Annotated in this window: 23 protein-coding genes and 4 tRNA genes; 15 read left to right on the top strand and 12 right to left on the bottom strand. The window is 42.5% G+C overall.

The genetic code is table 11. The annotated features are described in order from the left end of the window. Positions 1-12: 12 nt before the first annotated feature. The 5 genes from JXR01_02910 to JXR01_02890 form a co-directional block, all read right to left on the bottom strand. Positions 13-1,431, bottom strand: coding sequence for a hypothetical protein (locus tag JXR01_02910; protein QSH39228.1), 1,419 nt, complete (start codon positions 1,429-1,431; stop codon positions 13-15). Position 1,432: 1 nt separating this feature from the next. Beyond that, positions 1,433-2,029, bottom strand: coding sequence for a type II secretion system protein (locus JXR01_02905; protein ID QSH39227.1), 597 nt, complete (start codon positions 2,027-2,029; stop codon positions 1,433-1,435). Between the two features lies 1 nt (position 2,030). Beyond that, positions 2,031-2,492, bottom strand: a complete 462-nt coding sequence (locus JXR01_02900) for a hypothetical protein (GenBank protein QSH39226.1) — start codon at positions 2,490-2,492, stop codon at positions 2,031-2,033. Positions 2,493-2,596: 104 nt separating this feature from the next. After that, entirely contained in the window at positions 2,597-3,805 is a 1,209-nt protein-coding gene (locus JXR01_02895; GenBank protein QSH39225.1) for a type II secretion system F family protein, read from the bottom strand. Positions 3,806-3,808: 3 nt separating this feature from the next. After that, the gene (locus JXR01_02890; protein ID QSH39224.1) at positions 3,809-5,554 is read right to left on the bottom strand and encodes a type II/IV secretion system protein; all 1,746 of its coding nucleotides are present in this window, start codon (positions 5,552-5,554) and stop codon (positions 3,809-3,811) included. Positions 5,555-5,775: 221 nt separating this feature from the next. Here JXR01_02890 and nusA point away from each other — a divergent pair, with 221 nt between their 5' ends. From nusA to JXR01_02845, 9 genes are all read left to right on the top strand, one after another. Further along, positions 5,776-7,092 carry a transcription termination/antitermination protein NusA gene (gene nusA, locus JXR01_02885; protein QSH39223.1) on the top strand — a complete coding sequence of 439 codons (1,317 nt, stop codon included), beginning with the start codon at positions 5,776-5,778 and terminating at the stop codon, positions 7,090-7,092. A gap of 49 nt (positions 7,093-7,141) precedes the next feature. Next, a complete protein-coding gene (locus JXR01_02880) occupies positions 7,142-7,672 on the top strand; it encodes an inorganic diphosphatase (protein QSH39222.1) in 531 nt (176 codons plus the stop codon). Positions 7,673-7,811: 139 nt separating this feature from the next. After that, the gene (locus tag JXR01_02875) at positions 7,812-8,756 is read left to right on the top strand and encodes a hypothetical protein (protein ID QSH39221.1); all 945 of its coding nucleotides are present in this window, start codon (positions 7,812-7,814) and stop codon (positions 8,754-8,756) included. 21 nt (positions 8,757-8,777) lie between these two features. Then, entirely contained in the window at positions 8,778-9,131 is a 354-nt protein-coding gene (locus JXR01_02870) for a hypothetical protein (protein QSH39220.1), read from the top strand. A gap of 126 nt (positions 9,132-9,257) precedes the next feature. Continuing rightward, positions 9,258-10,343 (top strand): hypothetical protein, encoded by a 1,086-nt coding sequence (locus tag JXR01_02865; GenBank protein QSH39219.1) that lies wholly within the window; start codon positions 9,258-9,260, stop codon positions 10,341-10,343. 93 nt (positions 10,344-10,436) lie between these two features. Continuing rightward, on the top strand, positions 10,437-11,039 hold the full coding sequence (gene clpP / locus JXR01_02860; GenBank protein QSH39218.1) for an ATP-dependent Clp endopeptidase proteolytic subunit ClpP: 603 nt from the start codon (positions 10,437-10,439) through the stop codon (positions 11,037-11,039). Between the two features lie 258 nt (positions 11,040-11,297). After that, positions 11,298-12,827, top strand: a complete 1,530-nt coding sequence (rny, locus tag JXR01_02855; protein ID QSH39217.1) for a ribonuclease Y — start codon at positions 11,298-11,300, stop codon at positions 12,825-12,827. 9 nt (positions 12,828-12,836) lie between these two features. Then, positions 12,837-13,685, top strand: a complete 849-nt coding sequence (locus tag JXR01_02850) for a prephenate dehydratase (protein QSH39216.1) — start codon at positions 12,837-12,839, stop codon at positions 13,683-13,685. Positions 13,686-13,774: 89 nt separating this feature from the next. After that, positions 13,775-14,053, top strand: coding sequence for an HU family DNA-binding protein (locus JXR01_02845; protein ID QSH39215.1), 279 nt, complete (start codon positions 13,775-13,777; stop codon positions 14,051-14,053). A 1,016-nt stretch (positions 14,054-15,069) separates the two neighbouring features. On the opposite strand, the gene JXR01_02840 is transcribed toward JXR01_02845, so the two are convergent. Further along, positions 15,070-15,140: transfer RNA gene (locus JXR01_02840), tRNA-Gly, on the bottom strand. Positions 15,141-15,300: 160 nt separating this feature from the next. Here JXR01_02840 and JXR01_02835 point away from each other — a divergent pair. After that, positions 15,301-16,467: a trypsin-like peptidase domain-containing protein gene (locus JXR01_02835; GenBank protein ID QSH39214.1), complete on the top strand. Its 1,167-nt coding sequence runs from the start codon at positions 15,301-15,303 to the stop codon at positions 16,465-16,467. 539 nt (positions 16,468-17,006) lie between these two features. Here JXR01_02835 and JXR01_02830 read toward each other — a convergent pair. After that, a tRNA-Pro gene (locus tag JXR01_02830) sits at positions 17,007-17,080 on the bottom strand. A 182-nt stretch (positions 17,081-17,262) separates the two neighbouring features. Continuing rightward, positions 17,263-17,649: a YraN family protein gene (locus JXR01_02825; GenBank protein ID QSH39213.1), complete on the bottom strand. Its 387-nt coding sequence runs from the start codon at positions 17,647-17,649 to the stop codon at positions 17,263-17,265. A 32-nt stretch (positions 17,650-17,681) separates the two neighbouring features. Here JXR01_02825 and JXR01_02820 point away from each other — a divergent pair, with 32 nt between their 5' ends. After that, on the top strand, positions 17,682-18,470 hold the full coding sequence (locus JXR01_02820; protein QSH39212.1) for an ion transporter: 789 nt from the start codon (positions 17,682-17,684) through the stop codon (positions 18,468-18,470). Positions 18,471-19,050: 580 nt separating this feature from the next. Here the strand turns inward: JXR01_02820 and JXR01_02815 are convergent. Both JXR01_02815 and JXR01_02810 read right to left on the bottom strand, forming a co-directional pair. After that, positions 19,051-19,121: transfer RNA gene (locus JXR01_02815), tRNA-Gly, on the bottom strand. 451 nt (positions 19,122-19,572) lie between these two features. Further along, a tRNA-Arg gene (locus tag JXR01_02810) sits at positions 19,573-19,644 on the bottom strand. A 58-nt stretch (positions 19,645-19,702) separates the two neighbouring features. On the opposite strand from JXR01_02810, the gene JXR01_02805 reads away from it, so the two are divergent. Beyond that, on the top strand, positions 19,703-21,166 hold the full coding sequence (locus JXR01_02805) for an HD domain-containing protein (protein QSH39211.1): 1,464 nt from the start codon (positions 19,703-19,705) through the stop codon (positions 21,164-21,166). A 437-nt stretch (positions 21,167-21,603) separates the two neighbouring features. Here the strand turns inward: JXR01_02805 and xth are convergent, their stop codons facing one another. Then, on the bottom strand, positions 21,604-22,413 hold the full coding sequence (gene xth / locus JXR01_02800) for an exodeoxyribonuclease III (protein QSH39210.1): 810 nt from the start codon (positions 22,411-22,413) through the stop codon (positions 21,604-21,606). A gap of 36 nt (positions 22,414-22,449) precedes the next feature. Between xth and JXR01_02795 the strand changes: the two genes are divergently transcribed. Continuing rightward, positions 22,450-22,770, top strand: coding sequence for a hypothetical protein (locus JXR01_02795; GenBank protein ID QSH39209.1), 321 nt, complete (start codon positions 22,450-22,452; stop codon positions 22,768-22,770). Between the two features lie 28 nt (positions 22,771-22,798). Here the strand turns inward: JXR01_02795 and JXR01_02790 are convergent, their stop codons facing one another. Next, positions 22,799-23,734, bottom strand: a complete 936-nt coding sequence (locus tag JXR01_02790) for a tyrosine-type recombinase/integrase (GenBank protein ID QSH39208.1) — start codon at positions 23,732-23,734, stop codon at positions 22,799-22,801. A 150-nt stretch (positions 23,735-23,884) separates the two neighbouring features. Here JXR01_02790 and rpsO point away from each other — a divergent pair, with 150 nt between their 5' ends. Together rpsO and JXR01_02780 are read left to right on the top strand one after the other, a co-directional pair. Then, positions 23,885-24,154 carry a 30S ribosomal protein S15 gene (gene rpsO / locus JXR01_02785; protein ID QSH39727.1) on the top strand — a complete coding sequence of 90 codons (270 nt, stop codon included), beginning with the start codon at positions 23,885-23,887 and terminating at the stop codon, positions 24,152-24,154. A gap of 293 nt (positions 24,155-24,447) precedes the next feature. Continuing rightward, positions 24,448-24,987, top strand: coding sequence for an NYN domain-containing protein (locus JXR01_02780; protein QSH39207.1), 540 nt, complete (start codon positions 24,448-24,450; stop codon positions 24,985-24,987). Positions 24,988-25,011: the final 24 nt, after the last annotated feature.

The following is a 25,011-nucleotide window of genomic DNA, read 5'->3' as shown; positions in this document are numbered from 1 at the left end:
GATTGTACCACGCTACAGTTCTTGCCAAAGAATATATTCAGGAATGAGCGTCCTCGATGGCGTAAATGGAGGCGGGTTTGTTGTCTGTAGTCGATCATATATGCTATCCCGATTCTGGTAACCTGAAATAATAGTAGATCCTGATGACCAAGAAGTTCCTACTCGTTGACTCGACACAATAGATCCTTTTATTGTTAATTGCGTCTTTAAACTACCGCTATAATATGGTCGACCAAATCTATCTCCTTGTGCGACAAAAATACCGTGTATTGAAAGTGTATCAGCGGAGTCTCTCGGTAGGTAGATACCAAATTCACTGATGACAGTAAGGCCATCTGAACCATCTTGTACAGAGTAATCAATATCACCAGAGATAATTACATCTGGATCATATCCAGAATTCACCAAATCTGCTGCTATGACTGTTACTTTTCCTTTTACTGTTCCTTCAATCCATACTTTATCTTCAACAAAGATAACTGAACAATCTGTAGGTACTGTACGTCGCTCTATAAAAGACTCTCCACTTATAATATGGTAATCGGCTGTGTACCCAATGCCCGAAAGATACCCCCAATATCCTGTCGTGCTGGTAACTTGATATATATCAACTGTTCCATCTGCATTAAAAATCAAGTGGTACCCATCAGCCGCAGTGTCTGTTGGACCTCCGTAAGGATTAAAGATGTAGGTTTCAGTTGAGCCGTATGGCGCAAGATAAATACCATCCGCAATTGCTGCTGTTTTTATACTCGAGAAATTAGCCTCTATATCACTAAAGCTCAACTCAGAAGCAGGGTATCGCCAGAGCGTAGAATTTGGCCCGTCACCACACACGCCCGGGGATGCACTCCCACCGTTGCAGTTGAAACTCTGAGACCACGTTGAGACAGCACTCGTTACCACTGAGTTGTTGGTCCCATCCATCCGTATGCCTCCATTTGAATGATAGGGTCCGGTAATTTCACGATCAGCACCAGCCCATACGTCGTCCCCGATAATGTACGAGTATTCAGCAACAGAAGGAGCAGCATGTCTCCCAAAAACAGTTCGAGTAAATTTGGGGTCGGAATTCACGGTGCCAGTTGATGTGACGTCTATTGACTGCAGTATTCCACAAGACTCATTTCCAACAATATCTAAACTAAACGAACCTATTTCACCGGTTTCTGGATCAGAATAGGTGTGTACATACGGCCCGAGGCCTCCAGTTCCGTCTTGGGTATCTCCAGGGTTGTGAGTAAGGAACCAATGATAGTATTCAAGACCTGCTTCGGCTATATTCAGCGCCTGTTCGCGCACTTCTTTTCCAGCCCCTAATTGCGCCTGGCTAAATATAAAACTTGTGAGAGCAGAAACTGACAATCCAAATACTGCTGCAAACACCAGCACTAAAATAATTACGATTCCCTTTTGTGAAGAATGTTTCATATTATCTAATGTTACGGAGTGCGGCGCTACTTCTGAGCTCAAAATCATCAGGCGCGCGTTCTGGGTGCAGATTAACAACAAGTCGTAGCGTCACAAAAGCCAGTTGGTCGATATCAGTATAGTCATTCATAAATACCCCACTCTTATCATAGTAAGTAAACATAGGTGTACCGATTACATTATTACGAACCTCAGTTGCAATAGTTGTCACCACCTCACTTCCCCCATTGTACACAGGAGGGTCTCCACTAGATTCTATAATTCCTTTTTTGAAATCTGTCCCATCTATAAAATACCGAATCTGTTCAATTTTATTGTCATTGTCGTAGTCACTATAGAAAGAAACGCTGCTTGTTGCCATCGATACAATAGGATACGCGCCATTGTCTGCATCTGATGCTTCGCGTAAATCTTGCACCGCGCGTTCAATACCAGTTCGAGCTGAACGCGTCGCATCAGCTTGTTCAAAAGCAAACCGCTGACCTCGATAGACATACCGTAGTGAAGAAACAATAGCGCCGACAATCAAAACAAACACGCCCAGTAATACAACTGCTTCTAATAAAGTAAATCCGCGCTGTGATGCGTAATATTTCATACTATGATTCTATTAATAGCGATGAAATATCACTCACTAACGTAGTCTCTCGTACATTATTTTTTGGACCCACCCATGACACCTCAACTTTTACCCTCTTGTAGTCATCGGTTATACCATTTGAATCTGAGCCACCGGAACCATCTTTGGGATCATCTACATATACAATATACGTGCGTTGTGTGTACGCAATGTTATTCAGTGTAATTGGTACACTCACCAAGAGGGCACCTGAAGGGTCTCCACCAACCGTCCCGATATCATCGTAATCGAGGCTACGTATGTATTCCATTCTCTCAATCGCAAGTGCGAGTGCTCCGGTACGAGATTTATTATCTGTCGCAAGCCGAGTTCCGAGCTGTAACACGCCAAACATTCCTACAAAAACCGTGGTAAGGAGTGATACTCCTACTACAATCTCTAGCAGTCCTACCCCTCGTATATAAAGAACATTCGACTTCATTACTTAGTATTGTACCGTACTGTTGAATACACGTGTACACTCGTTGCTGAGAACTCAAACATACTGATGCATCAGTATGTTACCAATCAATATTATTTTTTGGGTTAGAAAGCCTCAGAGAGAGAGTAAATAGGTCCTATCATCGCAACTGCGAAGAACCCGACAGTCACACCAATGATTAACATGAGAAATGGTTCAATAATTGTCGACATATTTTTTGTTTTTTGTTCAACCTCGCCTTCGTAAAAAGTAGCTACACGTAAAAGCATGTCAGCAAGTGCACCTGTCTCTTCACCTACTGCTATCATCTCACCCATAAGCGGCGGGTAGAGATCTTCTCGTTTCATAAATGTATCCGAAAGCTGCCCTCCCTTTTGAACTTTTTCTGCTGCTGCTTTAAGCACATCTTTGTGATAGTGGTTTTGTACAACTTCGCCAGTAATTTGAAGTGCAGTAAGAATATCTACCCCAGCCGCTAGGAGCGAAGCAAATGTCCGTGCAGTTCGTGCTGCATTAATTTCTTTCACAAGCTCACCAATTAAAGGAGTCGTTAGGAGAATCTTATCTCTGCCACGCTGACCACCAGCTGTTCGTAAAATTCCATATACCCCTGCAACAGAACCCAAAACGCCAAGTAGTACAAGGAGTGTGTAATTCACCAAAAAATCACTCACATTAATAATCGCCTGCGTTGCCTTGGGGAGATCAGCTCCTAATTCTGTAAATGTCTTCGAAAGTGTTGGTACTACTTCAGTCATCATCAGAAAACCAATACCAACAATAGCCACTACAATAATACTTGGATAAATAAGTGCTCCTTTAATTTTTTTCTTCAGTTCGTATGAGCGTTGAAGTTGGTTTCCAACTGTCGTAAGTGCCTCATCGAGTGTTCCTGACTCTTCACCTGCGCGAACCATTGCGACAAATAATTTAGAAAATATATTAGGAAATCTACCAAGCGCCTCATGAAACGTGCCGCCCTTTTGAATATCCCCACGCACATGCAAGATAACGCTTTTTAGTTTGGGGTTTTTTGCCTGTCTCTCTGCAACTGAAAGCGCACGCGATATCGGAAGTCCGGCTGAAATCATGGCTGCAAGGTTTGATGCGAACACAATTTTGTCGTGCTCTTTTACTGTCGAAAATTTAGAATTCCAATACGTAAGACTCCAGTTGTTTTGTGCTTCCGAGGTAACCGAAATCACCGTTCCCCCCTCTGCTCTCACATGTCTATACACCTCAAACCTATCAGTTGCTTCAATAGTGTCAGTGTACGTCTCCCCATCTCGTTCTGCTTTGTAGGTGAACTTCATATATTATTCACTTACCACACGAAGTACTTCGGCAAGACTCGTCGTTCCTGATGCGCTTTTGTAAATACCATCCTCAAGCATGGTAAGCATCCCCTCTTTTCGTGCCTGATCTTCAATAGCATCAGCTGAAGACCCTGAAAGAATCATTTTTTTAATTCCTTCTGTCACCGGCAGTACTTCTTGAATTCCCTTTCGTCCACTGTAACCCGTCTCACATTCTTTTGTTGGCTTTTCTTTTGAAAGAGAAACATTTTTAAATGTACTTTTTTGGGAAACAATGTCTTCTTCTTTTAATGCCTTCAGTACGGCCCCTAAGTCGGCCATCTCTTCCAGACCCCTAATTTCGGCGGCGGATAGTTTGTATTCTTCTCTATCGTTACACAGTGTACGAACAAGTCGTTGGCCAATAACTACTTGCAATGTTGATGCAAGTAAAAAAGGCTCTACCCCCATATCAATAAGACGTGGCACTGCGCCAGCTGCTGAATTGGTGTGAAGCGTTGAAAGCACAAGGTGGCCAGTAAGTGCTGCATTAATGGCTAACGCCGCAGTTTCGCGGTCTCGAATTTCACCAACCATAATAATATCAGGGTCTTGCCGGACGAGTGACCGAAGCCCTGTAGAGAATGTGAATCCAATGTCTGGTCGAACTTGTGTTTGGTTTATGCGCTTCATCTGATACTCAATCGGATCTTCAACTGTTGAAATATTGACGTCTGCAGTATTTAAAATATCCAACATAGTATAGAGAGTTGTTGACTTACCAGAACCGGTTGGGCCTGTAACAAGAATCAACCCAGTTTTCTTTCTAGTAGCATCATGTGAGCGTTCAAGCCCCTCACCATGAAAGCCAAGAGATTCTAATGTGAATCCAGAAACGTCTTCGCGCAACAATCGCATAACTGTTTTTTCTCCATGATACGTCGGTAGCACTGAAACACGGAATGACACCCTATCGCCATCTGTCTCCATTCTGAACCGCCCATCTTGAGGGAGTCTTTTTTCATCCAACCGTAAGTTGGCCAAAATTTTTACACGTGCAGTAATCGAAGCAGTGGCACTACTTGGCAGTGACATAGCGTCATGCAAAATTCCATCAATACGATAGCGAACTAACAGCGCGTCTTCTTGTGGCTCTATATGTATGTCAGATGCATTTTGTACAATTGCGTGGCGCAGTAATGAATCAAGCACTCGTACAGCAGGAACTCCTTCTGCAAGTTTTCGTAAATCCTTTTCGTTCTCTGGTTGTAATTTTCCAAACTTTTCAAGCGTTTGTGATTCACGCGTAATTACATCTCCCAATTCGTCGCGAAGTGTCTTTTGGTACAAGCGAAGCATCTGTTTAATTGATGCAGCGTCAGTAAGTCGCGGCAGAATCTTAAGCTGCGTCTTCTTCTTTACGAAATCAATCGCTGCCAAATCATCCGTATCAAGCATGGCAACTTCCAAATTGTTCTCTTCTTGCCTAAACGCAACAATATTATTACGTCGCGCAATAGGTTCTGGAATAAGAGCCAGAGTATTAAGATCTGGTTTTGAATCAGACAAATTAACAAAAGGAATACCAAGTACGTACGCGTGCGAGCGTCGCAAATCGTCTTCAGAAATCTCTCCTTCTGAAACCAACACTTCACTCACCGTAATGCTTTTTTCTGTCGCTGTTTTTACAGCGTTATCGAATTTTTTCTGCGAAACAAGTCCTGAGTCGCTTAAAAATTCACGAAGTTGTTCGTCATTAATGTACATGTGATAACACGAGTGCTTACTGCACCCTCTTGTATGTAAGTATACCAAATGCCGCATTTAAAGCCCTTTTTTACTGTGTAGAAGCACCTTTATGCAAGACCTCAGTAGTATTGACTTGATTACAAGCAGTAGGTATACTGCGTAGCACATACTGTTTATGAATAGTCCGGCTTGTGCCGGTCTTTCTTTTTACAAAAATCAGTGTGGTAACCTAAAAAACTATGAGTTTATTTGATTTAAAAGTAATTAATTCAGTCCTTGGTGAGCTAGAAGAAGACCGAGGCATTCCACGCGAGAAGGTCATTAGCGCTATCGAGATGGCTCTTGCGGCGGCATATAAAAAAGAGTACGGAAAACGTGGTCAGATTATTCGTGCTGCATTCAACACTGAAGTTGGAGATGTGGAATTTAAGCAGATAAAGATCGTCGTAGACGAAACGCTTGTTCGCCCAGAAGATGTGGAGGGAGAAGAGCCAGAAGAAGTGGCGGCAGACGACGACCGAACTCGTTTCAATCCAGAACATCACATCATGATTGAAGATGCTCGCCTCATTAAGAAAGGAGTTGAACTTGATGACGAAGTAGATTTCCCTCTTGAAGCACAAGAAGACTTTGGCCGCATTGCAGCACAAACAGCTAAGCAGGTCATTATGCAGAAGATTCGTGAAGCTGAAAAAGTATCTATTATAGAAGAGTTTGGTGAACATGAAGGTCAGGTAGTTTCAGGACACGTACAACGATTTGAACGTGGAAACCTCTATGTAGACCTCGGGCGCGCAACTGGCATCTTACCGTACGAAGAACAAATCCCCGGTGAGCGATACCGTCAAGGTGAGCGGATTCGCGCTCTTTTATACAAAGTAGATGAAAGCCCTCGCGGGACATTCTTAAAGTTGTCACGTTCCCACCCGCAGTTCTTAGTACGTTTATTCGAACTTGAGTCTCCAGAACTTGCAAATGGAACAATAGAAATAAAAGAAGTTGCACGTGAAGCTGGTTCTCGCTCTAAGATTGCCGTAGTAACGCACGATGATCACATTGATCCTGTTGGTTCACTTGTTGGACAAAGAGGAGTGCGTGTTTCTACCGTAACAAGTGAACTCGGCGGAGAAAAAATAGACATCATTGAATGGGCAGAAGACACGCGTGAATTTATCGAGCGCGCACTCTCACCAGCAGAAATTCTTTCAGTAGAGATTTCTGAAGAAGAGAAACGTGCTGCTGTTGAAGTAACCGAGGACCAGCAATCACTTGCAATCGGTCGTGGTGGGCAAAACGTACGTCTTGCCGCTAAACTTACTGGTTGGGGTATTGATATTAAATCAGCCAAAGGAGAAGCACTCGCTGAAACTGATGAGGACGGAGAAGTTGAAATACCAGCCCCAGCCGAAACAAAAGAAGCAGTGGAAGAAGTTGAAAATCACAAGGAAGAGGCAGTTGAGGAACAGGAGGAGAAAAAAGAAGCTCCAGAAGACGAAACAGAAGAAGTAAACGAAGAAGCAGATACTGACACAGAAAAGGAAGCAGGAAAGGAATAAGTACGTTATTCTAGTAAATATCTTTAACAAAACTAACTAAACTACTACTATGAACCTTCAGCACGATGTATCCGCAGGTGAAAACACTCCTAATGAAGCAAACGTTATTATTGAGATCAACCGCGGTTCAAAAAATAAGTACGAAATCGACAAAGAGACAGGCATGATTGCACTCGATCGAGTCATGCACACAGCACAAGACTACCCATTTGATTACGGGTTCGTACCGCAAACATATTGGCACGACGACGATGCACTTGACGTTATCGTCCTTACAACACATCCTCTATACCCGGGAATATTAGCTCGCGTACGGCCAGTAGCACTCCTGAAGATGATTGATGGTGGTGACAACGATGACAAAGTTATCGCAGTGCCAACAGAAGACCCGCGCTGGGACGCCGTGCAAGACAAAGCTGACGTTAATCCACATACCTTGAAAGAAATCGAACACTTTTTTGGAACATACAAGAAACTCCAAGATAAAGAGGTAGAAGTGAACGGTATTGAAGGAGCGAAAGCCGCGAAAAAAGCAATTACTGAAGGAATTGCTCTCTATAAAGAGAAGTTTGAGAAGTAGATAACAATAAAACGCTTATCAAAGCTCAATTAACACCCCCTGCTCGCTACGCGAGCAGGGGGTGTTACCATATACAGTAAGAAAAGCGGCTCCCGTCGCATATTTTCTGTACGTTACAAATTATTAATATATACATCTTATGACAAACACTCATTCATTATCGGTTGCTGTTACGCTTGCAATAATTGTTACATTGGCATTTGTTGCTGGTGTACAAGTTGTTTCGGCGCAAGAGGCTTTCCCTGCTCCTGCAACAGATAGAATAAATAGCCCAGATGGAAAACCCATTCCATTCAGATCACTACAAGCTGACACCAAAGAGGCACGAGAAGCGTTTCGTGCAAACAGGGAGGAAGTAAAAGAAGAGAACGAGGATATACGCAATATAATTGAGGAAAAGAGAGACGCATTTCAAAATCGCGTTATTGAAACGCGTAAAGAACTTACTAATGAAGGCAAAGAAATGCGAGATGGTGCGAAAGAAGAATTCGAGGCACGCAAAAGCGAAATAAAAGAAGCGCTTGATGCAGCTGATACACCAGAGGAACGACAAACAATATTGGAAGCAGCGCGCGCAGAACGAGAGACAATGCGAGAAGAGGCATTACAAAAACGAGACGAATTCCGTGGACGTGCAGCAAATCTCCGTGAAGAAATCCGCGAACAACGTGGCGAATTAAAGGCCGAGATTAAAAGTGAAGCTGGAAACCGAATCAAAGGTCAACTAGAAGGCATCCTCGGACGCCTTGGGGGGGCACTGGATAGTTTTACCGGCATCCTAGACCGTATACACAACAAACTTGCACAACTAGATGCAGATGGAGTTGATACGGCATTTGCAACGACTGCCGCTGTAGAAGCAGAGCAAGCAATTAGCGAAGCATCGAGTGCAGTAGCTAATGCTCGAACTATATTTACCGAGGCACTTGAGTCAGATACTCCACGGGACCACCTCGATTCAATGAAGGAAGCAGTGCGTGGTGCAACAGAATTGGTAAAAGAAGCGCACAGTGCACTTAAAGATGCTACACGAGCAATAAAAGACATTACTAACCCAGCTGATGATTCAGACGAAACTGAATAATCACTCTAATAAACGTAACGTATGGAAGAACAATACAACAACACTCCCCCAGCACAGAAGCCAACCGAACAACCAGTGCAAACAGATGTGCCAGTTACAGAAACACCTGGTAAATCAGGTGGCACTGGCCCTCTTGTAGGTATCATCATAATCGTTATCCTCCTTGTATTTGGCGGTTTGTACTTCTGGGATTCTCTTAGAGGTATAGATACTGCACCCAACGAAGATGCAATTCTTGAAGAGAACCTTAATGAAGATATAGCGGCACCAAGCGACGAACCAGTGCAAATTGAGAATGATTTAGGTACATTTGATACCGCTGCATTCGAAGCGCAACTCGAAGCTGATCTCGAATCACTCGAGTTAGAACTCTAGATATAAGAGTATCTGAGTGAGGTAAAAACCGCCCAGTCGTAGTTTTGAGAAATAGAGATTTCTATCGACCAAAACTACGACTGGGCGGTTTTGCATTGTCGTTTAACAGCTGATACACTCACGCGCATGACAAACACACAATATACAGATGTAAAAACTAAAAAATTAGACGGCTCTGAATATGAAATATCAGCTACCGTACCCGCTGAAGTAATCGCAGAGTATCGAAAGAAGGCCCTCAAGAAATTGGGCGCAAACGTAGAGGTTCCTGGTTTTCGTAAGGGTCATGTACCTGAAGATATGCTTGTAGGGCACATTGGAGACAGTAAAGTTATGGAGAAAGCCGCAAACATGGCGCTTGCTGATGTATACCCTCAAATTGTAGTTGAAGAAAAAATAGATGCTATTGGTTCTCCTCAAATACAGATTACAAAACTAGCAGTTGGTAACCCCCTTGAATTTACTGCCACTACTGCCGTTATGCCTGAGATTAAGCTCGCTGATTATACAAAAATAGCTAAAAGTATATTCAGTAAGGAAGAAAAGTTTGAAGTTACCGATAAAGAGTTAACGGAGACTCTTAATCATATCCGTCGCCAGCGAGCACAGGTAGATGCGTACGAAAAACAAAAAAGTGACGGTACTGATCAACCAAAAGTTCCAGAAGAAATAAAAGATGAAGACCTACCTGAATTAAACGAAGAATTTGTACAGAAACTTGGTGACTTTAAAACTGTCGCAGACTTCGAAGCAAAAGTTAAGGAAAACATCCTCGAAGAAAAGAAACTTCGCGGAATCGAAAAGAAACGTATCGAAACTGTTGAGAAAATTATTGCTGATTCAAAGATAGAATTGCCAAAACTGTTGGTTGACCAAGAAATACAACGTATTCAAATGCAGATGGAGTCAGAAGTTGCACAAACTGGAACAAAACTTGAAGATTACCTAAAGAACGTTGGTAAAACTATTGAAGAACTGCATAAGGACTGGGAACCTGAGGCAGAAAAACGCGGAAAATTGCAGCTCATACTAAATACCATCTCTAAAGAACAAAAAATAACTCCAGATGAAGAAGACGTTCAAAAAGAAGTCGATCACATAAAGCAGGCGTACCCACAAGCAGACGAACAGAACATTAGAATCTACACCGAAACAACAAAACGCAACGAAATGGTATTCAAATACTTTGAATCCTTTGGGAGCAGTAAATAAGCCACAGAAATAGTAAACGCCTCAGTCACTGAGGCGTTTACTTTATTGAGTATTTGTTTGAGTTGTGCCCGACTCGTGGTATATTTCGCGAATATGAACAATGAAAATAACACACCAAGCGCACAACTCGTACCGATGGTTATAGAGAAAGGCCAATACGGTGAACGTGCATACGATATATACTCTCGTCTACTTAAGGAACGTATAATCTTTCTAGGTGGTGGTATCGACGACCATGTTGCCAACTTAATTATTGCGCAACTTCTTTTTCTGCAATCTGAAGACCCGAAGGCAGACATCGCACTCTACATAAACTCTCCCGGAGGTCATGTAAGTGCAGGACTTGCTATTCTCGACACCATGAAACACATCAAGCCAGATGTCTCGACTATCTGTGTTGGAATGGCAGCTTCAATGGGATCAGTATTACTCAGTGCCGGAGCGAAAGGTAAACGTTTTGCGCTACCAAACTCAGAAGTAATGATTCACCAACCAATGGGAGGTGCACAAGGACAAGCAACTGACATTGAAATTAGCGCACGTCACATTTTACGTCTTCGTGAATCTCTAAATAAAATCCTTGCGAAAAACACTGGGCAAAAACTTGCACAAATTGATAAAGACGTCGACCGTGACTTCTTTATGACTGCAGACGAAGCAAAGAAGTACGGGATAATCGATAAAGTACTTGCGTAAGTTTCTTTACCTCTTATAAAAACGGCGACCTTTGGTCGCCGTTTTTATATGTACGATATGCTTTTCTTTTTGCGTATTGTCAAATTTCTGGTATTCTCATACGTACTGGTTGTAATTTAATCATTTTCAGTAAATTTCCCCGCTTTCTGACGCGTTTTGACTCTTTTGTGCAAGTGAACCTCCCGTAATTCCTCTCTACAAGAACCGAAGCACTCCAACAAAAAAGCATACAAGTAAGATAAGTGGGCATAAAAACATATGTCATTAAAAGTAATACTCATGCTGTTGCTCCTCGCAGCAGCATTCGGTACTGGGTTCGGATACTTTCTACGTTGGATAGTATCCCTCGGTAAACGTGGCTCAATGGAGCTACAAATCAAGCAAATGATGCTTGAGGCTAAAGAAGATGCCAAGCGCATCACGGAAGACGCGGAGAAAAAATCCGATAAAATAATCGCTGAACGTACAGGTGAATTAAAAGAAAAGGAAGGTGATCTTAAGAAAACTGAAGATCGCCTTATTCGCAAAGAAGAACTCCTTGATAAACGGCAAGGTGATCTCGATGAAGATCACGAAGAAATGAAAACGAAGGCTGAACGCGTAAAAGAATTACGTGAAGAAGCTGAAAAAAAGCTTGCTGAACGGGAAGATGCTCTTCAAAAAACTGCTGGACTCTCAGTAGAAGAAGCAAAAAGCGAATTGTTAAAGCAAGTTGAATCGACTCACGAGGAAGATTTACATGTTCGTCTACAAAAACTGGAACGGGAAGGTATAGAAAAATACGAACGAAAAGCGCAAGATATTATCACCACAGCCATCCATCGTGTAGGTAATAACCTGCAAGCAGACGTGCTTTCAACCACGGTTATGCTTCCTAATGAGGAAATTAAGGGTAAAATCATTGGCAAGGAAGGACGAAACATCCGCGCATTTGAACGAGCAACTGGAGTAGACGTTATTGTTGATGACACACCTGGTGCTATCACGATTTCATCATTCGATCCAATACGTCGGCAAGTTGCTCGCGTTGCTCTTGAAAATCTCATGATTGATGGACGTATTCAGCCTGCAAAAATTGAAGATACTGTTGAAAAAGCACGTGAAGAAATCAACGTCATCATCAAAAAACGTGGTGAAGAAGCAGCCTACGAAGTAGGAGTACATAATCTTGATCCAAAACTACTTATTGTATTAGGACGACTACATTTCCGTACAAGTTACGGGCAAAACGTACTTATTCACTCAACTGAAATGGCACATATTGCTGCTATCATCGCAGAAGAAGTTGGTGCAGATGTACAAGTCGCACGCGCCGGTGCCCTTTTACACGATATTGGCAAGGCAGTTGACCATGAAGTAACCGGTACCCACGTAGAAATTGGACGACGTATTCTTGCCAAGTTTAATGTTGACCCAGAAGTTATAAAAGCAATGGAAGCGCATCACGAAGAGTATCCGTACTCAAACCCTGAAAGCTACATCGTACAAGTTGCCGATGCTATCTCAGCTGGACGCCCTGGAGCACGACGTGATACGGTAGAAAACTACATAAAACGACTGGAAGAACTTGAGGCTGTTGCAAATAGCTTCCCAGGTATTGATAAAAGTTATGCTATATCCGCTGGGCGTGAAGTACGTATCTTTGTGAAACCAGAAGAAGTTACTGACACGGAAGCACGGACACTAGCCCGAGATATCGCGCTAAAAATAGAGAACGAACTCAATTATCCAGGAGAAGTGAAGATCAACGTTATCCGTGAAAGTCGCTCAATCGAGTTTGCGCGTTAATTCCACTGTATGCAGAACCTAAAAATAGCCTATCAAGGTGTCGAAGGTTCCTATTCGAGTATTGCTGCTGCAGAATATGACCCTACAGCAGGGCGTGTTGGCTACCCTACGTTTGATGCAGTTATCGAAGCAGTTAAGAACGCGGAAGCGACTCACGCGCTTCTTCCTATTGAAAATTCAACAGCAGGGCGTGTTGCAGATTTACATCATTTGTTGCCAAAAAGCGGCTTGACAGTCATCGCTGAGCATTTTCTACCTATTCGTCATGCTCTTATAGCTTTAAAGGGAACTTCGCTCAAAGACGTAAAACAAGTGTATAGTCATCGTGAAGCGCTTTCACAATGTACAAAAAATTTACGATCTCTTAATATAGAGCCAGTTCCGTATGGGGACACCGCTAAAGCTGTTTCCTTCATTTCTGATACTGGAAATAAGGCCTATGCAGCACTTGCTTCAGTATACGCAGCAACCCTATATGACACAGTCCATGTTCTGCAAGAGAATATGCAAGATTCCAACGATAACGTCACGCGATTTCTTATACTGACAAAAAACCCTGTAGATAAGCCACTAAATGGTGATTGCATAACCAGTATTGTATACGACGTGCTAGACAATCCAGCAGCACTATACGAATCTCTCGGTTCTTTTGCTAAACATGAAATAAACATCATAAAGCTAGAAAGCTTTGTTCCTATGCAACGCCATAAAGAAGCTCACTTCTACCTTGAATGTCTTGGAAAGGCAGACGAGTCACCTCTTAAAGAGGCTCTTGAGGAATTAGAAGACCACACCAAGCATATTTCTGTGCTCGGAACGTACAAAAAAAGTTTATATCGAAAGAATTTTGATAAATAGTAAGTACCCTCTTCCTATTGCACAAAATAGACCGCTCTATATAATGCTTTGAGACATAAGGTCGCTTTTATCACAATAATAAAAATACTATGAATAAAGCAGCACTTGCAGACAAAGTACACGATGTACTCGGAGGTACAAAAGCAGACGCAGAACGCGCTGTTGAAGCTATCATCGACGGTATCGTAGATGGTCTTAAGAGCGGTGACGAAGTATCAATCGCAGGATTGGGTATCTTCGAAGCTAAGATGCGAGCAGCACGAACAGGACGCAACCCGCGAACTGGTGAATCTATCCAGATCGCAGCAATGCGAGTACCTAAGTTCCGCGCAGCTAAGGCACTTAAGGACGCAGTTAAGGGAGCATAATTTTCTTCCTATTTAAATAAAAACCCCCGCACGAGCGGGGGTTTTTATATAACAAAAGACTGGATTTTTGCCCAGTCTTTTGTTATATATGTGCACAAGGTCGAGCCACTTCTCGAAGACCACAGCAGGTGACAAATTTAGACTTCGAGGAATTAGTGGCTGCGGTTACTTCATCGGAAGCCATTGATGCTGTTTCAAGGCTCATCCACAAACCCCGAACCAAAACATAGGGAACAGAGGCAGTTGGTATGTAAAACATGGTATTTTTTTGGGTTATATGGTAGTCTCTACACGCATTTATTTGGTTGTTGCCAGCCGCTGCTGATTGAACGCTCGGCACTTGCTATCAGCAACCAAAAGGAGAATGTCATGACATGCTCGGTTTCACCGGAGCAAGCGTTGCAAAATCTCAAAAAATTCAAGGATGGTTGGGACGCTGAAGTCAGGACGAGTCCTGCTTACCAAAAGCTCGTCTTGGAAGTTAGTCCGAATGGCTTCATTCACGTCTCAGCAATCAATGACGCTTGCGAGATGTACGATGAGTCATCAGTGTGCGATGCAATCACTCTGCTCGGCATTGAACGCGGCTCGAAAAGCCAATCCTAATTGGCTCCGCCATAAAACCCAGACACTTAACGGTGACTGGGTTTTCTTTATTAGTTGCTGAAAAATATCGAAATAGAATTAATGCGGTATCATGTCTCTATGGAAAATGAGAGCAACTTGCCACCAGAACTTGAACAGTACTTTTTGCTGTGTACGCGTGAATATGAACGCATGGAACGAGAGAATTCGTGGCCGTGGAAAGACAAAGATGAGAACGAGCTACCATTGGAATAGCAGTATACGAACAGCAATGCCCCCAAGAGTTGGCAACTTCTCGAACTTTCAAAAGGCTCTAGCTCTACATATTACGAGCACCACGTACGTACTGTCTTATACACTCGAACATTCCAGTGAAATCCACCGCTAGTTACAAGGGTCTTCTCTGAAATCAATGTAGCTGTCTTCTAATGTGCGGGTGGGGAGAATCGAACTCCCGACCACAGCTTGGAAGGCTGTTGTTATACCACTTAACTACACCCGCAATTATCTCTACCCTTCTACTGTGTCCACTACCCGAATCTACAACAGCAAGGCTGTTGTGGGATAGTTATTTTGCACGTAACTACGCCCACATGTCTTATTAGGACAAGGCACATACTACCAGACTGGCTCTCAAGCTCAAGCACGTGTATGCTATCGGCATGTTAGAGAGCCTTATTACTACAATCTATCTATTCCTAGCCAGTGTAGCCACTGCTACGTTATTAGCCGTTTCTACGTTTATACCTGGATACACGCAACAAGGTGCCGTAATAAGCTCAATAGAGCAAAGTGCGACTCTTGTAGTTGATGAAGAGCTAATTGAAGAACCTGCTGTATTACAAGAGCCACAAATAGAGTCGGAGCATATAAATCTGCCAGCTGGCGTAGAGATCACTCCCGAAATAATTATCGAATCAGAAATTATAGTCACTTCGCCAATCATAGAGGCACCGACTCCGACACCTTCATTTTACGAAACTCCACCGCTTCCTTTAGAAGTTGTAAATACTGTCTCCTCCCCTGCCTTAGTAAACATACTCTGTGCTAGCACACCTGGTTCGTCTGTATCTGGCGCAATAGGTAGCGGGATTATAATCGATCCACGAGGAGTAATTCTTACCAACGCACATGTGGCACAATATTTGCTAGTGAAAGAGCACCCTAACGCCATTATTTCGTGTGTTATACGCTCTGGATCCCCCGCCAAAACAAAATACACTGCTGAGATACTTACTTTCCCGTATATGTGGGCACAAAATCATGGCAAAGATTTACAATTGGAGACACCAACAGGAACTGGAGAACATGATTGGGCGCTTCTCTACATAACTGGTACTACAGACGGGACTGAAAAGCCGCTCACTTTTCCTTTCGTATCGTTCGACACACGAGAAGCAGTTACCACAATGAATGATCCTGTATTACTCGCTAGTTATCCAGCAGGCTTTCTAGGTAGCGCGCTCTTACAACGAGGCCTCTGGCCGGTATCGACAACAGTAGAAATACAGAAAGTGTATACGTTCTCAGAAGCTCTCATCGATATTCTATCACTTGGTGGGACAATCGTTGCTCAAGGTGGGTCCTCAGGCGGAGCAGTAATGAACCAATGGAACAAATTGGTTGGAATTATTGTGACCAGCAGTGTAGGAAATACTACAGCAGAGCGCGACTTGCGTGCGCTCACTCTTTCGCATATTGATAGAAGTCTGCAAATACACACCGGAAATACTCTCTTATCCTTTCTAAATATCGGTGACTTTGAAAATCGTGTACAGGAGTTTGGAGAAACTACTGTACCAAACCTACTCCCCTACTTCCCAATATAAAACGAGCGTGACAGAGATGTCTCCGCCACGCTCGCAGAAGGTTCAGCCGCCTAAACGACAGCGTTTGTCTGAAAGATTCTCACCCGGCTCTTCCGGATCCCATCCCAATTTATGTACTACAGGCGCAGTATTTTCGTTGGGTTTGTCCAATTCATCCCCCTCACTCATACCATCAATCCCATTGGTGGTTAGGACGGGGTCCTCCGAATGTCGTTCTCTTTCGGTCATATTGACCTCCTTTTTCTGAAAAAGCCTCATTGCTTCCCCAGTCAGTACATACCAAAACGTTATATACACTGACTGAAAAACCAAACAAAAAGCCCGCTTTGTGCGGGTGCTTGAGTTTAAAATTTTTTATATTTATACTCGTACCCACACAGATGCCTCGCTGAGACCAATCAGATTCAGAAATATAATCTTATGTATGTTCACGTGCATATATATAAGATACTGCCAGCCATAATACTGTCAAGTTTCTCTACTGCAGATATACAAATTAGAATCTAAAAAGCCCATGCTGCGCATGGACTTTAAGATTTTGGTCGGGGCGCCGAGAATCGAACTCGGACCGCTCGCTCCCAAAGCGAGTACACTACCACTATGCTACGCCCCGATAGCGTATGACCCATTCAGTTACGAACACTAATGAAACAATGAGTGCTTTTGGGTCGGGGGCATTATTGCACACATTTCTTCATTCTTCCAATATATTAGATCATAGGTCTGAGTCTCTTTATTATCTTGTGCAGCACTGAATTCTCTATTTAAAATGTCCGTAAGAATGTCCTTTATAATCTAAAGGACATTTTCTACAAATCGACACTCAGCTTTTTTGTCCTTTATAAAAAGAACTACAGTCACTAAATCTAACTGCCAATCCTCTTTTACATTGAACTCCTCTATATAACTCTGAATAGCCCTATGTAAACGCTCTATCTTTTTCTTATGCATATTCTCTTCCGCTCTATACGCAGAATTATTTTCACGTGAAACTATGTTTTGAGTTTCACGTGAAATTGTTTTTACTTCCACAAAATGCACTACTCCTTCTTTCTTAGCAATAATGTCGAGTTCACCCCATTTCTTGCTGTAATTCTTACCTAAAATAGAAAACCCCTTCGTCTCTAAAAAACGTGCGGCTATGTGCTCTCCAGTATTCCCAATATCTTTGTTTCTACTCATGATTTCACGTGAAACTATGCTAGCATATTGTAATGAAGAAAAGTTCTTTTCCCAAAGTAAAAAAGCAACTCACTACTCTCTTTCACAAGCGCACTCGTAAAAGCATTATCTTTAACCGGGTGCTTATCCTCTTAAACGTAGCAGTTTTTGGCATTTTCCTATTAGAAGCTGCAAATCCAGGACATTCTTTCACGAAGGTGCTGGAAATTGTATTTGGTACTCTTTTCCTCTTAGAGTATCTTGCGCGCTTATGGATTTCACCCCGAAGGCTCTCGTTTGTCTTTAACGTCTTTAGCGTAATAGATATTTTAGTCATTGTCTCACTCTTTGCACCACTTTTGGTAGGAAACTTGGCACTTTTGCGAGTTTTGCGCTCACTCAAGATCCTTCGCACCTACTACTTGGTGAATTTAGCCAAAAAAGAGAGCAAAACTATCTACCAATACAGCGCAACTCTTGAAAGTCTACTCAACTTCTTTGTGTTTCTCGCAATAATGACAGCCATAGTCTTTGTTGCTGAAGCACAATTCAATCCACATATAAATTCCTACCTTGATGCACTATACTTCACTGTTTCCACCCTTACAACAACTGGCTATGGTGACGTCACAGCTGCAGGACCGTGGGGCAAAATGCTCTCTGTGGTGGCTATGCTTATAGGTATTACCCTCTTTTTGCAACTTACGAGAACTATATTTCATGGGGCAAAAGTGCACTATACATGCCCAAATTGTGGCTTAAGCGCTCATGATATCGACGCAATCCGATGTAAACACTGTGGTGAGCCAGTTAAACACAAGCATTCTTCACTCACTTCATAGTTTCACGTGAAATACTAATAAGTACAGTAAGTCACACTAACTAGGGCCAAACGTGCAAAAATAGAGAAAATATGTCATTTTGAACCCGCTTGTTTCACACCCTCAACATCCATTCTTGTCCTAAATCTTCTCTATGTTTTCACGTGAAAACATGTGGAAGAGTTAAATGGCTCTAATACTAGGAAAAGTTCATATTGTTTCTTATGAAACACAAATGTGCACAAATAAGATAAAACTGTTCATAAGTCTGTTGATAAAGGACATTTTTGGGGATAACGGACATTTTTATGTCCGTTAGAAATGTCCTTTATCCACCTATCCCCAGAGTTATCAACAAATTTTGTCCTTTAAAAAACCTTCCGAGTATAAACTGGCCAGAATTGGTCAGTTTTCTAGGGAGAATCGCCTCCAGTCACTAAGTATAATTTGCGCCTTTCAGGCTTAATTCTACTAAGTGCTCCAGGCCGGACTCAGCCCTTACTCGTGCTTAGGCACGCAGGCTTCCGTCTTTCGATTCTCTATGCACAATGCCTAAATACACAGAAAGACTAGGCGAGAACCTAGTCTTTCTGTGTATTTGTGCGGCTAGGGAGAATCGAACTCCCGTCTCATCCTTGGCAAGGACGTGTCATACCACTAAACTATAGCCGCAAATGAAGAGCAGAGCGCTTCTGCATTTTGCAGAAAGATGTGCTCCGATTTCATGTTTCTGGAAGCTCGCTTACAAGAACGTGAAATCGGGGGACATCAATGCGCTTTGCGTAGACATTGTGTCTGAACGCCGCGGCTATATGCTTGTTTCATATAGCCGCAAGTGAGAGTGATTATATATCAAATTAGGCGTGGTGCAATTTTGTGAAGTGGGGGAGGGACTCGGTCACGAATAATTTTCCTGACGCCTTCATGACCTCTTACAAAGTGGGGACTCGGCGCCAGTACTAAGCTCGGCTGCGGCCTTGCTAAGTACTCGCTGCCCCGACGTCGCCGACAAGCCTAATTTCGCTTCGCTTCATTATCTTGTATACCGACGACTCTTTTCGAGTCCCTCCGGGTGTGGAAATGGCAAACGCCCACAAAGCAATGCTTTGTGGGCGGCCATTTGTGCACCCGGAGGGACTCGAACCCCCAACGACGGTTCCGAAGACCGTAATGATATCCATTTCACCACGGGTGCGTGTTGGCAATCATACGGTATATTCGCTTCATAGCAATAGGTGTACTACAATTGAGCAATGAGACACTCTGTACCGCAAGAAGTTCTTACCATTGTTACGACATTAGAGAATGCTGGTTTCGAAGCATACCTCGTAGGGGGTTGTACGCGCGATCTTATACGCAACAAGATTCCTAAAGATTGGGATCTTACTACAAACGCTAACCCTGAGGAAATTCAAAAAATATTTCCTGATTCTTTCTATGAAAATGATTTTGGGACTGTCGGTGTAAAAACGGAGTCTGACGACCCCACGCTCAAAGTGGTCGAGGTGACCCCTTATAGAATCGAATCAACATACAGCAACGCGCGCCATCCTGATGAAGTAACATTTAGCAAGAATCTCACAGACGACCTACAGCGACGTGATTTCACGATGAATGCCATAGCATACAATCCAACGCGCGACGAGCTTGTAGACCCATATAAAGGGGTAGAGGACATACGATTAAAACGTATTGTTACTGTCGGGGAAGCTACAGATCGTTTTACAGAGGACGCACTACGTATGATGCGTGCAATACGCCTTGCAGCTGAGCTCAACTTCACAATCGAATCAAAAACTGCCTCGGCAATAGCAGAGCATGCGCAGCTTATTGAAAAAGTTTCTCAAGAACGCGTACGAGACGAGCTCATGCGAATCGTTGCATCAGACACGCCGATGCAGGCAGTATTTTTTGCACAACGCTTAGGATTAATGGAATACATCATTCCTGAACTCAAAGAGGGTATTGGATGTGAGCAAAACCAAGCGCATTCATACGATGTGTTCGAACACCTTATGCGCAGCCTACAGCATGCCGCAGACAAAAACTATTCTTTTGATGTACGCCTTGCTGCATTACTACACGACATAGGGAAACCAGAAAGCCGACGTCGTGACACAGTAAAAAATGATTACACATTCTATGGGCACGAAGTTATTGGAGCGCGTATGACACGCAAAATATTAAGAGACTTGAAATTTCCAAAAGATACTGCACACAACGTAGAGAAGCTCGTCCGTTGGCATATGTTTTTCTCCGACCCTGACCAAATAACTCTCAGTGCAGTTCGTCGAATGATACAAAATGTTGGAGTTGACCACATTCAGGAACTGCTTGAATTACGCACCTGCGATCGCATTGGTACGGGCCGGCCAAAAGAACAACCATTTCGTTTTCGCAAATACAAATCCATGGTTGACGAAGCGCTTCGTGATCCTATTTCAGTTGCTATGCTCAAAATTAATGGCGACAAAATTATTGAAATATTAGGTGACGGGCCAGGACCAAAAGTAGGATGGATACTCCATGCACTTCTTGAAGAGGTTCTTGATGAGCCAAAACAAAACACCCCTGAATACCTTGAAGACAGGGCTGCTGAATTAGCTCAATTGCCAATAAACGAGTTACAAAAACTTGGAGAAAAAGGAAAAGACAGAAGGGAAGAAGAGGACGAAAAAGAAATAGAAGCGCTTCGAAAAAAGCATCACGTATCCTAGCTCTAAAAATCCTCCACTTAGAAAACTAAGCGGAGGATTTTTAGTACGCAAAAACCGCCTAAAGGCGGTCTCGATAATGTGGGTGATACGCTATATTTGTTGATTCGCGGTTTTTTCTGTGCGAATCCTCAAGGCTTCCCAGAGGTGGTTTTTGCTTATTTTTTGTGCCTACCGTGCTGATTGTTTTAACAAGGAAAGTGTTCCTTGTTTATACGTAAACGATTTCACATCGTGTGTACGCATATTGTACGGAGTTTGTGTGTGTTTTTTGTTTTGTTTACAACACATGAAGACACTATAAAGAACGGAAAAGAACTTAACTTTATCCTAAAGAACGATCTATCGGACATTATACAATGTATAAAGGACATTTTCTATGTCCTTGTGGATAAATGTCCGTTAGAGCTAAAGGACATTTGTCCTTTATAAAATGTCCTTTAGATTTCTACGTCTAGCGACACCGGGCAGTGGTCAGACCCGTGTATATCTGGATGTATATCTGCATGTTGCACTATGTCTTCTAACTGCTCACTCACAAATACGTAATCAATGCGCCATCCAACATTACGATCTCGTGCACCGTTCCATGGACTCCACCACGTATATAAATCCTTGGTATCAGCAAAAAACATGCGCAGTGTGTCTATGAAACCCTCCTCTATCATATTATCTACTCCTTGTCGTTCTTGTACTGTGAAGCCTTTATTCCCCTCATTTTCCTTAGGACGTGCGAGATCAATTGGTTTGTGTGCAACATTCAAATCACCACAGAATATGACCGGTTTCTTGTTTTGTAATGTTACACAGTACTCGAGAAACGCTGGGTCCCAATGTTTGTGGCGTAATTCAAGGCGCGAAAGATCATCTTTGGTGTTAGGTGTATACACTGTTACTACGAAAACCTCAGGAAACTCTGCTGTTATCACGCGCCCTTCTCTGTTTGGCTCTCCATATCCATCAGTAAGTAAACTATGTTTCTCAGTTATATCGTCTGGTAAACCATATGAAACGTTTAGCGGTTTCCTTTTCGAGTACAAAGCTGTACCCGCATAACCTTTCTTTGTTTGTGATGAATTAAAGTACGCATGAAACCCATCGACTTCGGTAACATCATCAGGCAACTGATCTTTTTGTGCTTTTATTTCCTGTAAACAAAGAACATCAGGCTTAAGTGCAAAAACGTCATTCCAGTTTCCTTTTCGATGCACTGCTCGCAGTCCGTTTACATTCCATGAAACAATTCTCATGTCAGAATGCTATCACATTGTGCACCTTTCTGTTTCATGGCACACTCGCACCAGAAGAAAGGAGACCTTATGAAGAAATACGGGCGTCTATCTCGTAAGGAGTTTGAGAAGGTCTTTGGTATAAAACCGCGACCAACCCTAACTAAACGTCAGCGAGAAAAATGCATGCAAATAAACGCACTGTTTGATGAGGTGTCTCACCTTTACGGAGTACACGAGAAAGCACTATTTGAAAGTGCATATCCTGGAGATCCAGAAACAGTTCAAAAGGTTTTGAGTACTTTCTTAAACGATGTACGTACGTGCCCACAAGAGGTGATCGAGCACTTACAAAAATTATTGCATGACGAGAAATGAAAACGTCGAGGATACCATCCTCGACGTTTTACTTTCCTTTATTGTGAAACTTACTGTGAATGTCCTTAAGGTGTTTGTCCGTAACGTGTGTGTATATTTGAGTGGTTGCAATATTAGCGTGCCCAAGTAGTGCCTGCACGCTACGAATGTCGGCTCCATTTTGTAATAAATCGGTTGCGAAACTGTGCCGTAAGCCATGCGGTGTAACTGTTTTTGTAATGCCAGCACGAGTTGCATAGTGTTTGACTGCACGTTCCACACTTCTTGGAGTAAGACGTAAATCATTGTGTTCGCTCGCGTTGCGACCCATATTTACAAACAGGGCTTCATCTAAATCTTTTCGTTCATCTAAATATCTCTGAACTGCTTTTTTTGCTTCGGGCGAAAAGAATACAACACGCACTTTGTCACCCTTACCGCGTACTGACATTTCATCTTTCGAAAGATCAATATCGCTATTTAGTGAGGTTAGTTCTGAAACACGAAGGCCTGTTGAAAACAAGAGTTGTAACATCGCATTGTCACGAATAGCCCGTAATTTAACTGCTTCATCTTCGCTCTCTTCATACGCCCGCATTGGCGCAGCCAGAAGACGCTGAAGTTCTTTACGTGTGATTAAATCAAGATCACGCTGAGAAACTTTTGCTAATTCAATACGCTCAGGAGAAAGACTCGTGATACCGCGTTTTCGTAAAAACTTTAAAAATGCACGAATAGCAATTAAATAATAGTTTTGTGTTCTACGCTTTACTGTTGTTCCATTTTGGGTAACTTGCCTGTTAAGCCAAAGCCTGAATTCTCGTACTTTTGTTTCAGTTATATCTTTCGGGTTCTTTACTTTGGTGTGGTCAAAAAAACGAACAAGGTATCGATCATAGTTTTCAACTGTCTTCACAGCACGCCCTCGCTCAATTTCTAGGTATTCAAGGAACTCTTGCTTACTATTTTCGAGACTAGAACTCATTATGCATAGTTTATCATGAGTAGTGAGTAATAATGCCCGCAAACCGCAAAAGAGAGGGGTGGGGTTGCCAATAGATATAAACTGTGCTATATTTGTCTCACGTCCGGATATGTTGTCTCGTACAGCAATTACCGGGCATATTTTGTGTATATCATGCTTACAAAACGACAAAAAGCTAACGCTCTAAAAAAAGGACAACGACACGATGGTGATACTGGTTCTCCAGAGGCACAAGTGGCAGTTTTGAGTAAACGTATCGACGAACTCGCTTCACACCTTAAAAAGAACCATAAGGATAACCACTCACGTCGAGGTCTTCTACAGATGGTTGCGGATCGCCGCAAGCACCTTAAGTATCTTGAGAGCAAAGACTCAAAAGTATATGGCAAGCTCGTAAAAGCACTTGGATTAAAGAAGTAATTTTTAAATAAAAAAGAACTCTCCTATAAAAGTGCACTTTTGTGCACTTTTTGCATTCTTGGTTAGTCGTACTGTATGATACATACACAACATATCAGCAAAATTGCTTTCGAGAAGAAATATGAAAATTTTGGTGCAAGTACGAAGTTAAAAGTTTCGAAATAATGCAATGTATTATTAAAAAACTTTTAACAAGTAATTGTGCAAAATGGATACATTTCTTCCGGAATGGATTTTGTTGATATGTTTGGTCGAATTTTTTACTCAGTGTAATTTTTTAAGAAACTATTTTTATGTCAGTTATTAAACATAAAGAACAACGTGTCGGTGTTTTCATCGACACTCAAAACCTCTACCACAGCGCAAAGAATATCTACAAGGCGAAAGTCAATTTCGACAATGTCTTGAAAGAAAGTGTTGCGGGACGCCAGCTCATACGAGCGCGTGCCTATGTGGTTACTACGGAATCAGGCGAAGAACAAAGCTTCTTTGAGGCTATGAAAAAGCTTGGTATCGAAATCATTACGAAAGATCTACAAATCTTTTTTGGTGGTGCAAAGAAGGCCGATTGGGACGTAGGCATGGCAATTGATGCCGTTACTATGGCACCTAAGCTCGATGCCGTCATACTTGCAACAGGTGACGGGGACTTTATTCCACTTGTGGAATATCTCCAACGTCATTCAGGAACGCAAGTTGAGGTTATTAGCTTTGGTAAATCTTCATCATCAAAACTCCGTGAAGTCTGTGACGACTTTATAGATATGGATGAAGACCCTAAGAAATACCTCATTGCTCATCGCAACTGGAAAATACCCGGAATAACCGGATAACAGTTTAGTTCAATAGAAAAAGCG

It is taken from the genome of Candidatus Kaiserbacteria bacterium, assembly GCA_017134395.1.
Taxonomy (GTDB): Bacteria; Patescibacteriota; Minisyncoccia; order Phycocordibacterales; family UBA2100; genus UBA2100.
The sequence above is the reverse complement of the archived record's forward strand: the minus strand, read 5'-3'. Positions and strand labels throughout refer to the sequence as shown.